Consider the following 14114-nt stretch of genomic DNA (forward strand, 5'->3'; position numbering starts at 1 on the left):
AGCAAGGATCTTAGCACAAATATTTTCGAAGAACTCGGCACAAGCCGAGTTCTTTTTTTACTAGCCGGAAAGTAAAACCTTTGGTTAATTAGGGATTACTGAATAACCTCGAAACCTGCATGGGAGTAGGAACTAAGGCCATTTTCGTGGTATAATAAAGCAAGATAAAGGATGAATATGGTCGAAAAACCTTGCAGATGGGGGACGAAAATGTACCGAAAACCTACAGGTCAAATTAGCTTACTCGAAGACTTCAGATTTTTTGCAGGCGGCAAACTTGATGCGAATAACCGTTGGGTCAAGATGGCCGATTTGATTCCCTGGAACGTTGTTGAAGAGCGATATGCTTCTCATTTCCCAAAGCATACTGGAAATGTTGCGAAACCAGTTCGTGTCGCATTGGGTGCCCTCATCATCAAAGAAAAGTGTGGATTTTCCGACGAAGAAACCGTCCAACAAATCATGGAAAACCCCTATTTGCAATACTTCATCGGGCTGGAGGAATTTCAAACCACTCCACCGTTCGATTCATCGAGTATGGTCCATTTTCGGAAACGCCTCGACGCTAAGGTAATTGCTGAACTGAACGAAGCCTTATGTAAGGGAGAAACAAAGACGGAAACTGAAGATCATAAAGATCAAAACACTCCCCCACCAAGTTCAGGTTGTACAGACGACAATCGTCGTGAAGATCAAGCAAGCAGTGAGCAACCACCCCAACAAAACCACGGAAAACTCATTTTGGATGCCACATGCACCCCGGCCGATGTGAAATATCCCACGGATTTTTCTCTACTAAATGACGCACGGGAAAAGTTAGAGGCCATGGTGGACACCTTGCATGAGAATCAAATAGGGAAAGAGCTCAAGCCAAGAACCTATCGACAAAAGGCACGTAAACTCTATCTGAAGTTAGAAAAGAATCGGAAACCCAGAAGTCGTGAAATCCGCAAGGCCATTCGGAAACAGCTGAGCTTCGTTACAAGAGACCTTCAGATCGTCTTGAAACTATCAGCCAAGTACCCAGAAGGACTCAGTAAACGGCAGCAAAAAGACTTAGAAACCATACAAACACTCTTTGAACAGCAAAAAACCATGTATGACAAACGAGTCCACACTATAGAAGAGCGTATCGTGAGCATTAGCCAACCGCATGTTCGCCCGATTGTGAGGGGTAAAAAAACAGCAGCCACAGAATTTGGAGCGAAAGTTGCCATAAGTATCGTCAACGGATTTGCTTGGATCGAGAAGTTGAGTTGGGAAGCCTTTAATGAGGGCACCACCCTGATTGATTCGGTAGAAACCTATAAGGAGCGCCATGGAAACTATCCTGAATCCGTGATTGCCGATAAAATATATCGGAACCGAGACAACCTGCAGTACTGCAAGTTACATGGCATTCGGCTTAACGGGCCCAAACTAGGTCGACCCTCGAAGGATAAAAAAGAGCATTTAGAACAAAGGCGGCTAGAGAAACAAGAGGCAGGCCTAAGAAATGCAGTCGAGGCGAAATTCGGTGAAGGAAAACGTCGTTATGGACTAGGTCGAATAATGGTACGTCTCAAAGAAACGAGTGAGACGGTCATTGGCTTACAGTTCATCATCATGAACCTGGGGAAGCGCCTCCGGGATCTTTTGTACCTTTTTTGGGAAACGCCTTTTTTCGAGTTGGGAGATTTTGTTTGTTGCCTAGAAACTAAAAATATGGGGACTGTTCAGTAATCCCTAATTACTTTCGGAAGCATAAGTTATCATGAACGAGACGGCCCCAATTCGCAGCACACAGGTTATTTTTGGTAATGCTATACATGTTAATGATTACCAAAACAGAGCTGAAATGCGAAAGGAGCCGTTACTATGAAGGATAACACAAAATACGTAGGTTTAGACGTATCCAAAGAAAAAATAGCAGTTGCAATTGCCGATGAGGGCAGAGAAGCCCCACGCTACTGGGGTGTTTGCCAAAATAACTCTGAATCGATTAGAAAGTTAATGAAACAGTTAGGAACACCGGGACAACTCAAAGTTTGCTATGAAGCTGGCCCTACGGGGTATCCACTTTATAGATTATTGCTTAGTCTGGGCATCGAATGTAGCGTTGTAGCTCCTTCTTTGATTCCCACAAAACCTGGAGAACGTGTAAAAACCGATCGTCGTGATGCTATTCGCTTATCTCAATTATTTCGTGCTGGAGAATTAACCCCCATTTATGTTCCTACTGAGGATGATGAAGCTTTGCGAGATTTAGTTCGTGCTCGAGAGGATTCAAAAGAGGATCAGCTTCGAGCAAGGCATCGATTAACGAAATTCTTATTGCGATATGACTTAAATCCTCCGGCAGGCATAAAAAAGTGGACAGCAGGTTATCGGGATTGGCTGGACGCTCTGAAGTTCAGCCGTGCTGCACAGAGTACAGTATTTCAAGAGTACCTTCACCATTTAGACGAGATTGAACAGCGCATAAAACGGCTTGAAGCAGAAATTCATGACCAGGCGACAGATAGTGTTCATGCCCCGATGATTCAAGCGCTGCAAACCCTGCGAGGTGTGGCAGAGCTATCAGCGACCAGTTTAGTTGCTGAGATTGGATCGTTTACACGGTTTGGCAGTGCCCGACGAATAATGTCTTATACTGGGTTGGTTCCAAGCGAGCGCTCGACGGGAGAAACACGTCATCAGGGAAAGATGACCAAAACGGGAAATGCTCATGTACGACGTATATTGATTGAAGCCGCCTGGAGCTATCGTTATACACCTGCGATAAAGGGGGAGATTCGTAAAAGGCAGCAAGGGAAACCGCCAGAGATCACAATGATTGCATGGAAGGCCCAAGACCGGTTACATCGGAAATATAAACGATTAATGGGGCGAGGAAAACCAAGTGGGAAAGTAATTGCAGCCGTTGCAAGAGAATTAGCGGGTTTTGTTTGGGCGATAGCATGTGAGGTTGAAAAAGCATCCTAAATTTGGTGAAGGATGATTATTAAAGAATTTGGATTATAAGAGGTGCGAATTAAAAGTAGGGCACGTAGGCAAAAGGAAAAGTCCGTAAAGGAGAATCCACGAGTTGCACTTGTTGCTAGGTTTGTTATACAAACTGAACGCACGCCATAAGTTCGTGGCAGCTCCCCAGACGAAGCGATAAAATGTGAAAATCCACGAATATCAGACTGCTCATCGTCGATGTAAATCGTTTGCCTTCGTGCCGTGTTTTTAAATCAGCAGAAAAGAATGTTGGGGCTTCGCCCCAAGAGTTTAACGCTTTAAATTCTCCTGCAATTTAAAAAGGAAGGGAACAATTTGTTCCCAATTCCTCATTGCAGCAGAAACCAATCTAGCGCTCAGGTTGCTCTCCAGCATTGCCCTATCCTCTAAGATTGGCAAGAGCTACCTATAGTGTTACCAAAATGTGCCCAAAATAAGGTTTTACCAATAAAATTTTAAAAAAGAAGACGGGGCTAGTTGACAGTCTCGTTCATATCAGTGCAACTAGGCAGCCGCCTGCGCCGGAGGCTCAGCGCCAGCTAAGTTTTCTTTATACTAGCCGGAAAGTAAAACCTTTGGTTAATTACTTTCCGGAAGCATAAGTGCAACTAACCTGCCGCCTGCGCCAGAGGCTTAGCGCCAGCTAAGTTTTCTTTATATCCTTGAGAAGTTATAACTTTTGACTTAAGGTCATAGTCTTTAGGGTAACATAGGAAACGGGGGAATTTGAATGCGTCTGCCTTTGGTGGTACTGGGAAAGAAGACGGCAATTGGCTTTGTTATCGGTGTTATGAGTTTGTTAGTATTCTCTGTACTATGGCAGGGCTCTACAGTAGTGGTAAGTGATCTGCAAGAACATTACGTAGTAATGCTGGATCCCGGGCATGGGGGGTATGATCCCGGAGCCATTTCCGCTCAAGGAATTTATGAAAAATCAATTAACCTGCAAATTGCTCAAAAGGTAAAGGAGATGCTTCGTCCCAGTGGTATTGAAGTCTATCTGACAAGGGAGGACGATATCGATTATGCGCCTCCCGGAGTAAAAGGAAAAACCACAAAAAAGCAAATTGATCTTAACCATCGGATAGAAATGGCCAGTCAGGCTAAAGCCGATGTGTTTGTAAGCGTCCATGTCAATGCCACGCCTCAAGGACGGAATTCCGGAGCAGAAACATTCTACCATTTTAAGTCAAAATCAGGTAAAGAATTGGCCGAATTAATTCAACAAGAATTGATTAAAATACCAGGTATGAATCGAAGAATTGCCAAACCAGGTGATTTTTACGTCATTAATAACACAAGCATGCCGGCTGTCATCGTCGAAGTAGGGTATTTATCCAGCGCAAAAGAACAAAAGAAGCTTCAACAATCTTGGTATCAAGAACAATTATCCCGAGCAATTGCTAAAGGAATTGCCTGCTATTTTAAAATGCCATAATTAATGAAAAGTGGATAAATATGACTCTTAGAAGTATCATACATAACGTTGTTTGAAGCGGGGAGAATAAAGTCAGTAACCGAATCTATTCAAAGGAGTGAAGCGCAGCATGAAACGGTTTATGACTTTTATGATGAGCTGTACCCTAACTTTGGGACTTGCTTTAACTGGATGCTCAAATGTACCGGCTCCAAATCCGCCTTCAAATCAAAAACAAACCTCGGAAAGTACACAACCTCCAAAAGCTGAAGCTGGGGCAACTAGAGATTCTGTCTTAGGATCAGAAAAACGTGTTGTCATGGGATTTTACACTGATCCTGAGGGACCGACTCCCGGATCAAAAGCATCAATGACAAAAAACGGTAAAATGCTCGATGAAGTAGCCTTTTTTTGGTATTCCTTTGATGGTTCGGGTAAAGTAATTCCTGCAGGGAAAATCGACATGAGTGCCCAAAAGACAGCGAAAAAGAATGGCTCAAAGGTCTATGCCTTGGTTCATAATATGAACTTGAGCGGAAGTGTTGGGTTTGATGCAAATTTAGCCCATCGCGTTCTTTCTAACCCAGGGGCACGTTCCAATTTGGTGCAAAATCTTGTCAATTTAACAATGAAAGACAATTGGGATGGTATTTCCATAGATATTGAGAAGACACCTCCCGGAGATCGCAACAATTTTTCAGCATTTGTTGCGGAATTAGGTAAAGCTTTAAAAGCCAAAGATAAAGTTCTCAATATCTCAATACCTGCGAAATTCGTAGATTATCCTTCTGATTTGTGGTCAGGTGCTTATGATTATGCTGCAATTGGTAAGGCAGCCGACCAAGTTGTGCTCATGACTTACGATGAACATGGTATGGGAACAACGCAAGGGCCTATCGCTTCTCAAGGATGGGTAAACCGTGTTATCACCTATGCGGTTGGCAAGATACCCAGTGATAAAATCGTAATGGGACTTCCGGTGTACGCTTACGATTGGGGTTCCAACAAGCCTTTAATGCCGGACTATTTGTCTTATGATCAAGCTGTAGGCAGGGCCAAACAGCACGGTGTTAAAATTTTGACCGATCCCAGCGCTCAAGTACCACAGTTTACCTATACGGCAAATGGCGTTCGTCACGAAGTATTCTTTGAAAACGCGGCGAGTTTAAAAACGAAGATGAGTTATACTGTAAAACACAAACTGCATGGGGTAGCTATTTGGCGTCTTGGCATGGAAGACCCATCAATCTGGAGTTCTGTGATGAACACTTTCGGAACCAATAAATAATAGACCTAAGGTTTTTTAATATAAGGTTTATAATTGATCAATGTATTTCAGATATCCTATTAAGAGAACGAAAAGTATAGCTTTCGTTCCCTTTTTTTCGTACAAAGAAATGTTTTAATACTATTTTGTGCTCCAAAAGGTTCATGAATGTTTAGACTATAAGTGCTGCTAATCTTCCCGCGTTCACCATTTTTTCTCCCCTCAGAAACTAATAATTTGAGTCTTTTCCTAATCTCAGGTAAGATATAGGGGTTGGAAACGGAGGAAGATTAATGATAAAGGAATTAATAGTTGTTGAAGGGAAAAATGATGCCCATGCGGTTCGTCAGGCTCTGGGAGACGTTGATATTCTGTGGACCGAGGGATTTGGACTTAGCAAAAAGAAACTGGATTATATAGCAGAAATGGCCGCTCGTCAAGGAGTCATAGTTTTTACGGACCCTGATACGGTAGGAGAGCAGATTAGAAATCGTATAAGTAAATACGTTCCTCAGGCTAAACACACTTATTTGACCAGAAAAGCTGCAACGAGACAAGGAGACGTTGGAGTTGAGAATGCAGACCCCGAAGAAATTCGCCGTGCCTTTGCCCATATACAACAGGAACAAGGAGAACTTTCTAAAACGTTTACAATGGAGGATTTATGGTCAGTTGGCCTTGTTGGCTCAAGCGGGGCTGGTGATTTTCGATTAGCTCTAGGAAAACGATTGGGGATTGGGGACAGCAATGCGAAACAATTTCTCCATCGTTTAAACCGCTTTGGGATCTCTCGAGAGTTGTTTTTTCAAGCAGTTGAGGAGGTTAAGCATGGAGAATGCCGCTGAATATATTAGACGTCTTGTAAGAGGTGGGGCACGCGCTCATAAATCTTTAGGCCAAGTTTTTTTAATCAGTGATCGGGTGATTGAAGGGATTGTTACGGCAAGTACGCTGAATCCGGACATTCCCCTAGTGGAAATTGGGCCTGGCTTGGGAGTGTTAACTCGGGTTTTGGCATCAAATATGGAAAAAATGTGGGCGGTAGAATTAGACAGTCATAAAATTGACACGTTAAAGAAAGAATTGCAGGGATTTTCTATTGATTTTATTCATCAAGATGCTCTTGAACTTAATTTAAGAGAACTATGGGGAGACAGAAAAGGATACTTAGTTGGAAATCTGCCTTATTACATAACAAGTCCCCTTATTATGCACTTTTTAGATCAAGAAGACGTTTTGAGCGGAATGACGATTATGGTGCAGAAAGAAGTAGCTGACAGGATTGCTGCCCGTCCGGGAAGCAAGGCCTATGGGGTTTTGTCGGTAGCGGTCCAAATATCTGCTCAGGTTACAAAAGTGATGGATGTTATGCCCAGTGATTTTTGGCCGCAGCCAAAAGTAACTTCATCTGTGCTTCGTTTAGATCTTCGTTCCTATCCAGGGTTTGATGCAGATAAAAAGAGTTTTTTTCGTGTTGTCAAAGCCGCTTTCAGTCAGCGCCGCAAAACGTTGGGGAATTCCTTAACGGCGGGGTTAGGGTTAGAAAAAGGAGTCATTTTAAAACGAATGAGTGAGGCGGGAATTTCTGATGGGCGGCGTGCCGAATCCTTAAGCATCGAAGAATTTCAAGTTTTGACAAAGGTATTTTTCCCTTAATCGATTGTTTAATGGATTCATCAGACAGCTTTTATAAGGTTATATCTATGAAGCCCCAACATAGCGGGGCTTCATCTTTTTTTACTCTGGTTTTTGCCCGGATATTTCCGAAGTCTAAGTGATCTTAGTCAAGCATAAAATTGGAGGAATTTCCGAACTCTATGAAAGCGATTTTAATTGGGATTGGAGGGGTGATTAAGTTGAGTAAGGAAAATAACCAACGATTAATGAGGTGGTCAAATATTATTGCGACACTTGCAACAACTGTGTTAGCAGTAACCGCTTTAATAACTGTTTATTTGACGGTTGCGGCTTGGAAAGTGCAGCAGGAAACAACGCGTCCATACTTTGTTCTTAAAGAATCACCCCAAGTGGTTATGGGAAATGAACTGAGTTTAGAGTTAAAATTTAATAATGTTGGAGTTCATCCAGCGGTAAATTTATCGAGTGAAACCATCGTTTTTGATGGAAATTTATCGGGAGAGCCTGTTCACCACGATGAATCAGCAATTGTCAATGAAATTCCCAAAGATGCCTTATCAAGTCTGCTAATGACACTTCCCAACAATAAGGCAGATTACCAGCAATGTGATATCACGCCTCACTATGTCGTCGTGGACTTACAGTACGGTGATCCAATTTTAAATAAATCCTACAACCAAACAATTTATATGAAATGGAATGGAATTGAGAAAGGCAAGATTCAACCGACTGTCCATGTTAATGTGAGTGAAAAGGCGAAGATTTTACAGTATTTTAAAACTCATGGGATTGACATTAAGGGTAGGAGTTAGCAAAGGAATTTTAGCTTAACCATTTACATCATCAGACTTTGTAAAATTGCAAGCCAGGGTAGGGTTTCTGGGCAGAATAACATGCTGCTCGTAAAAAATATCCCGGGATTTTAACGCTTGTTCCCAAGTTTGAAGCAGGTCGAAGCGTCTTTCCGGATGATAACCAAGCAATTTATGTTTACCGAGAGACCGGCTTACAGGGAGATTTTGACTTAAATTAATTCCCATAAGGCAATCTCCGATAATGGTTTCGGCGATCAACCGGGCATGTTTCCGGTGTTTTCTGGGGGAATGCAGTCTTTGATGGGGAATCGATGTGGCTACTTTTATGACAAGATCTAATTTTTTCGCCCAAAACAAGGAAAGCGGGGGAATTGCAATTGCTTCGATGGGGATGTTAGATAATGCCTTTTTCGAAAGGGCATGGGGTCCGTGGGTTGGAGTGGCAAGACCAAGGCTTTTAAACAGATCTAGTTCGCGATTAAGCTTTGCCCGGAATTTCAGGACAAGATTTGCAAGCTTCTGACGACTCGTTATATAGGGGTAACAATTTGTTAATGCAACATCTACTCCTGAGTCTACTGTGGTGATAAGAGAAAGCAGGTTTTGATAAATATCACCGGACATATCGCCATCGACAAAAAGGACTCCATCAACGTCTAAAGAGCGGGCGTAAAGTGCACCTGCCGCTCGGGGGATGTCAATGCCTAAAGGATCTGTAAAATATAGCATATGGATACGTTGATCAGGAATAGAACGAGCAAGTTCCAGGGTTTGATCTGTGCACCCGTTGAGAACCATAATAATATAATCAACGGGAAGGCGCAAAATCGTCGTTAAAACTGCCAAAATGCTCTTCTCCTCATTTTTTGCAGGTACGATAGCTGCAAACATCCTTGCTCCTCCTTTGGGGTTTACTATCATTAGTATATGTCGTTTAGAGGTGTGCGACATAAGATATAGCGAAAGGGAAGGAGGTAAGTTCATGTATCATGCCGGAGATATTGTAGCAAGAATCTCACATCAACAGGACATTTATTTTTATATCGTGAAAGTAACTGATGAAAATCAAGGCGAGCGTATGGCAATAATTAAAGGACTTAATTTAAGGCTGCTGGCCGACGCTCCGTTGTCAGATCTTGTGACCAAGAGTCCAACTGAAGTTATGAACTATGAACGAGAAGATAATAAAATGATCTATAAAAAGTTACACAAGCTTACGAGCCAGAGGAAGTCTGAGCACGATGATGCAAAGGAATATTTTGAAATTCCGGGTCGAGTTCTCCAACTGGATGGGGATCAAGACTATTTAAATCAATGTATCAGAACCTATCGACAAATGGGAATAGAAGCTAAGGGAATTTGTAAAAGTGAGATTGAGCAGCCAAAAGTTATTCGTAAGGTTCTGGAAGAAAATCCAACAGACATTTTAGTATTGACAGGTCATGACGGGTTTCTTCGGGGAAAGAAGGACTTTCATAGCTTGGACAGTTATCGAAGTTCACGGTATTTTGTGGAATCAGTCTTTGAGGCCCGACGATTTCAGCCTAACCGGGATGGACTGGTAATTTTTGCCGGGGCTTGTCAATCCAACTATGAGGCTATTCTGGAAGCAGGAGCGAATTTTGCCTCATCTCCGAAACGTATGCTTATTCATGCCTTTGATCCGGTGTTTATTGTGGAGCGAATCGCTTTTACGCCAATGGACCAAATTGTCTCAGTAAAAGATATTTTAATGCATACGATTACAGGGACAGATGGGGTCGGCGGGATAGAGACACGAGGCCAAATGAGGCGAGGTTACCCGAGGAGCCCTTATTAAATGTGTCAGAGGCAGGAGTGTCAGGGGGACGGTCCTTGTTGATCATTTTTTGTCAGGTGAGTGCCAAAGCGTCGAAGGGACGGTCCCTCTTTGAGTGTTAAAAGGACCGTCCCCATTGACTGCTATGATTGTATTTTGACGGGTGTACCGATTTCGACATATTGGTAGAGGAGTTCGGCGTCGTGGTTATGCATACGGATACAGCCTAGAGATACAGCCTGACCAATGCTGGCAGGATTGTTCGTGCCGTGAATTCCATAACTCGGTAGAGAAAGCCCCATCCAACGGCTGCCGAAAACACCTCCGGGATACATTGCTTTTGTGGCGATGTAGTAAAAACCATGGGGTGTGGGAGTTGAACTTTTGCCCACAGCAATGGGAAAACGATTGATTCGAATGTTGTCTTCGAAGAGTTCCAGCTGACGGCGGGCGGTGTGAATGACTATAGAACTGGGCATGGCTTTAACCTCCTTTCTTTCGCTTAAAGGGTATATCTCATGGTATGTAAGGGATTCTTGAATGTTCGTTGCATAAATAAACCCACTTTAGGCGGAAAATAAAAGGACTGGAGGGATACATTTGGCTGAACATGTGGAAGGAAGGCTGTTAATTATTGGTGGTGCCGAAGATAAAAAAGGGGATTGCATCATTCTAAAGCGTTTTGTACAAGAAGCTGGTGGAAAGGAGAGCAGAATAACGGTTTTAACAGCTGCGACTGAACTCCCTCGTCAAGTGGGAAACGAGTATCATTCCTTGTTTCTTGAATTAGGGGCGCAGGAGGTTCAGGTACTTGACGTTTCTGATCGCTTACAGGCTAATAGGAGAGAGATTGGAAAGGAGTTTGAAAACTCGACGGGAGTTTTTTTTACGGGTGGAGATCAATTAAGAATAACCGGCTTGTTAGGCGGGACTACCTTAGGGCGAACACTTCAACAATTGTACGAACGTGGGGTCATTATTGCAGGTACCAGTGCAGGGGCTTCTGTAATGTCAGACACAATGATTGTGGGCGGCGAAGCGGGAACTGCAAAAAAAGACTCGTTAACAATGGCTCCAGGGCTCGGCTTTTTGCGTTCTGTAGTAATTGATCAGCATTTCGCCCAAAGGGGCCGGATAGGGAGGCTTTTATCGGCTATTTCTCATAATCCGTATGTTCTGGGAGTTGGCATCGATGAGGATACAGCGATTTTAGTACAAGCCGATGCCAGTTTTTTAGTGGTGGGCAGTAATACTGTAACAGTAGTGGATGCATCCTCTTCGACTACGACGAATGTTTCAGAAACTACCCAAGGGCAGTCCCTGGTATTAAGTCCCGTTTTGATGCATGTTCTATCAGATGGTTATGGTTTTGATTTAAAACGAAGGGAATCTTTACTTTAGAAGGTTTAAGGAATACCAAACGTAAAAAAGGTTAAAACTATCGTAGTATGATCCATGTTATGAAGGGAGAACAACAACATAATGGAGATAAGAGAAATCCAAGCGATCGAAGGGGCAAATGTATATTGTCATAGGCCGATTATTCGAGCGATTGTGGATCTCCAAGAATGGACGGAACGATTCAGCAATACATTAGGCGATTTTTCGTCCCGTCTCATCCAAACCTTGCCATCCTTAAGTGAGCATTATTGTTCCAGGGGTAAGCCAGGCGGTTTTTTAGAACGCTTGCAAGAAGGAACATTGATTGGTCACGTCATTGAACATGTGACAATTGAACTGTTGACACAAGCAGGACAAATCGTTAAATATGGCAAAACGATGGCTATCCTTGAAGAACCGGGTTGTTATGAAATTATTTTTAACTATGAGTCTAAGGAGGGAGCTATAGAAGCCTTTCGCCAAGGCTTTGCCTTAGTGAAAACCCTCTTAGAAAAGGGAACCTATAATGTAGCAGGGGCGATCTGTAAAATTCAAAGCGTGATGGAGGACCATAAACTTGGAGTCTCAACGCAAATGATCGTAAATGCTTGCCTTGAGCGAGGGATTCCCGTATGTCGTTTAAATGGCGGCAGTTTGCTCCAATTGGGTTACGGCCGCAACCAACGGCGGATTCAAGCCACTGTCACTGGTGAAACTTCAAGCATAGGAGTAGATATCGCCTGTGATAAAGAACTAACTAAGAAGATCCTCAGTGAAGGAGGAATTCCGGTTCCTTGGGGTTATATCGTAAACACGGAAGAAGAAGCTGTACAAGCTTTCCTCGAAATGAATGCTCCAGTGGTAATTAAGCCATTACGGGGCAATCAAGGGAAAGGAGTTACCTTACAGTTATCAAGCATTAGTGAAGTAAAATCTGCGTTTAAGGTCGCTCAAACTTATGGGGAATGGGTAGTCATCGAAGAATATATTTCGGGTCAGCATTATCGCTTGCTGGTCGTTGGGGATCGTTTGATAGCTGCATCCCAAAGAATACCGGCTCATGTGGTAGGTGACGGAGTATCAACCATTGCTGAGTTAGTAGATAAGATAAACTGTGATCCGGAGCGTGGAGATGATCATGAAAAAGCCTTAACGAAAATCAAGATAGATCCCGTGGTACTATTAACTCTTTCCCAAAAACATATGACCATATCCTCCATTCCGCCTTTAGGAGAGACGGTGTATCTGCGGGATAGTGCTAATCTCAGCACCGGAGGCATAGCCTTGGATGTGACGGACCGGGTTCATCCCGATAATAAAGAGTTAGTGGTATATGCAGCAAAATTAATTGGGCTGGATGTAGCAGGAGTGGACTTGGTCATAGAAAATATTGAAGAATCCTATCGGAAGAAAAACGGACAAATTATCGAAGTTAATGCCGCACCGGGTATACGAATGCATCATTTCCCAAGTATCGGCAAAGCCCGGGACGTGGGAAAGGCTATTCTTGAGCAAATTATGCCTTCCGGAAACGGAAGGATTCCCATAATAGCCGTTACTGGAACAAATGGCAAAACGACTACAACGCGTATGATCAGCAAAATGCTGATTGATCAGCAGCTTAAAGTAGGAATGACCTCAACAGACGGCATTTATTTCAATCAAAAGTTGTGGATAAAAGGGGACATGACAGGACCGGAAAGCGCCAAAATTGTCCTGAGGCATCCTGACATTCAGGCAGCAGTTTTAGAGACTGCCCGGGGAGGAATCCTAAGGGCCGGTTTAGGATATGACTATGCAGATATAGCAGTCATAACGAACGTGACAACAGACCATCTGGGTCAATATGGAATTGAAACCATTGAAGATATTGCACATGTCAAGAGTTTAATTGCGGAGGTGGTCAAGCCTCACAGCTATGTGATTTTGAACGCTGATGACCCCCAAGTTGTTGCTATGGCGAAACGTACCTCGGGACGAGTCATTTTATTCAGCACAGAGAAAGATAATTTACATGTTCGGAAGCATTTGGGGTTAGGTGGTACGGCTGTTTTCGTCTTACGCAATATGATTGTACTATGTCAAGGTTCGCAAAGCTCCAGAATCTGTTCAGTGAAACAGCTTCCGGTAACCTGGGGTGGCAGGGCCAAACATAACATCCAAAACGCTTTAGCGGCTGTTGCAGCCGGATGGGCATTGGGATTAACCGCCTCAGCTATAAGAAATTCTCTGAAAGAATTTTCTTCAGATACTAATTATAATCGTGGTCGTTTAAATCTCTATGAGTTGAATGGTGTGCGAGTGGTCGTAGATTACGGCCATAATGCTGCAGGAATTCAAGAAGTGATTAATACCTTGAGACAGTCAAACTGCAGTTCCCTGGTAGGTTGTATCACGGTTCCGGGGGATCGCCCTGACGAGTTGGTACGTGAAGTTGGCAGAGTAGCTGCCCTAGGTTTTAATCGGCTTGTGATTCGGGAAGATAAAGATTTACGTGGAAGAAAACCGGGAGAAATTGCTCAGCTTCTTTATGACGAAGCTGTCCGTTGCGGAATAGATAAAAATAAGATCATGGTTGTTCTTCCGGAGATTGAAGCATTTCGCCAAGGCTTAGATGCTTGTAAGCCCGGAGAAACTTTTGTCATGTTCTTCGAACATCTTGAACCCATAGAAGAGGAAATTCAACGGAGGTTGAAACTGCAAGCAGAACGCAAAGACCTTACACACCACGAATTGGCAGTGGGTGGCTGATATTTAGAAAGATACAGTAAGACATTAACTCACGAAGCGAGGGATATTCTTCGCTTCTTTTCT

12 protein-coding genes are annotated in these 14114 nt (G+C 43.2%); 10 read left to right on the forward strand and 2 right to left on the reverse strand.

Going from position 1 to position 14114, the window contains the following annotated elements; all coding sequences use genetic code 11:
• Positions 1-210 precede the first annotated feature (210 nt).
• The 7 genes from DESACI_RS00190 to DESACI_RS00220 all read left to right on the forward strand — a co-directional run bounded on the left by DESACI_RS00190 (position 211) and on the right by DESACI_RS00220 (position 8119).
• On the forward strand, positions 211-1722 hold the full coding sequence (locus DESACI_RS00190) for an IS5 family transposase (protein WP_049804021.1): 1512 nt from the start codon (positions 211-213) through the stop codon (positions 1720-1722).
• Positions 1723-1857: 135 nt separating this feature from the next.
• Positions 1858-2964, forward strand: a complete 1107-nt coding sequence (locus tag DESACI_RS00195; RefSeq protein WP_014825172.1) for an IS110 family RNA-guided transposase — start codon at positions 1858-1860, stop codon at positions 2962-2964.
• 751 nt (positions 2965-3715) lie between these two features.
• Complete coding sequence (locus tag DESACI_RS00200; protein ID WP_014825173.1) at positions 3716-4423, forward strand: N-acetylmuramoyl-L-alanine amidase family protein; 708 nt, start codon at positions 3716-3718, stop codon at positions 4421-4423.
• Between the two features lie 109 nt (positions 4424-4532).
• Entirely contained in the window at positions 4533-5690 is a 1158-nt protein-coding gene (locus DESACI_RS00205; RefSeq protein ID WP_014825174.1) for a glycosyl hydrolase family 18 protein, read from the forward strand.
• A 272-nt stretch (positions 5691-5962) separates the two neighbouring features.
• A complete protein-coding gene (gene rnmV / locus DESACI_RS00210; RefSeq protein ID WP_014825175.1) occupies positions 5963-6514 on the forward strand; it encodes a ribonuclease M5 in 552 nt (183 codons plus the stop codon).
• Positions 6498-7325 carry a 16S rRNA (adenine(1518)-N(6)/adenine(1519)-N(6))-dimethyltransferase RsmA gene (gene rsmA, locus DESACI_RS00215; protein ID WP_014825176.1) on the forward strand — a complete coding sequence of 276 codons (828 nt, stop codon included), beginning with the start codon at positions 6498-6500 and terminating at the stop codon, positions 7323-7325. The genes rnmV and rsmA overlap by 17 nt, the downstream gene beginning before the upstream one ends.
• Positions 7326-7486: 161 nt before the next feature.
• Positions 7487-8119 (forward strand): hypothetical protein, encoded by a 633-nt coding sequence (locus tag DESACI_RS00220; protein ID WP_014825177.1) that lies wholly within the window; start codon positions 7487-7489, stop codon positions 8117-8119.
• Positions 8120-8134: 15 nt separating this feature from the next.
• Here the strand turns inward: DESACI_RS00220 and DESACI_RS00225 are convergent, their stop codons facing one another.
• On the reverse strand, positions 8135-9013 hold the full coding sequence (locus DESACI_RS00225; protein WP_014825178.1) for a glycosyltransferase family 2 protein: 879 nt from the start codon (positions 9011-9013) through the stop codon (positions 8135-8137).
• Positions 9014-9104: 91 nt separating this feature from the next.
• Here DESACI_RS00225 and yabG point away from each other — a divergent pair, with 91 nt between their 5' ends.
• Positions 9105-9941: a sporulation peptidase YabG gene (gene yabG / locus DESACI_RS00230; protein WP_014825179.1), complete on the forward strand. Its 837-nt coding sequence runs from the start codon at positions 9105-9107 to the stop codon at positions 9939-9941.
• Positions 9942-10063: 122 nt separating this feature from the next.
• Here the strand turns inward: yabG and DESACI_RS00235 are convergent, their stop codons facing one another.
• Entirely contained in the window at positions 10064-10399 is a 336-nt protein-coding gene (locus tag DESACI_RS00235) for a L,D-transpeptidase (RefSeq protein WP_014825180.1), read from the reverse strand.
• A gap of 121 nt (positions 10400-10520) precedes the next feature.
• Between DESACI_RS00235 and DESACI_RS00240 the strand changes: the two genes are divergently transcribed.
• Both DESACI_RS00240 and cphA read left to right on the forward strand, forming a co-directional pair.
• Positions 10521-11321 carry a cyanophycinase gene (locus DESACI_RS00240; RefSeq protein WP_014825181.1) on the forward strand — a complete coding sequence of 267 codons (801 nt, stop codon included), beginning with the start codon at positions 10521-10523 and terminating at the stop codon, positions 11319-11321.
• 81 nt (positions 11322-11402) lie between these two features.
• Positions 11403-14051, forward strand: a complete 2649-nt coding sequence (gene cphA / locus DESACI_RS00245) for a cyanophycin synthetase (protein ID WP_014825182.1) — start codon at positions 11403-11405, stop codon at positions 14049-14051.
• Positions 14052-14114: the final 63 nt, after the last annotated feature.

The organism is Desulfosporosinus acidiphilus SJ4 (genome assembly GCF_000255115.2).
Lineage (GTDB): Bacteria > Bacillota > Desulfitobacteriia > Desulfitobacteriales > Desulfitobacteriaceae > Desulfosporosinus > Desulfosporosinus acidiphilus.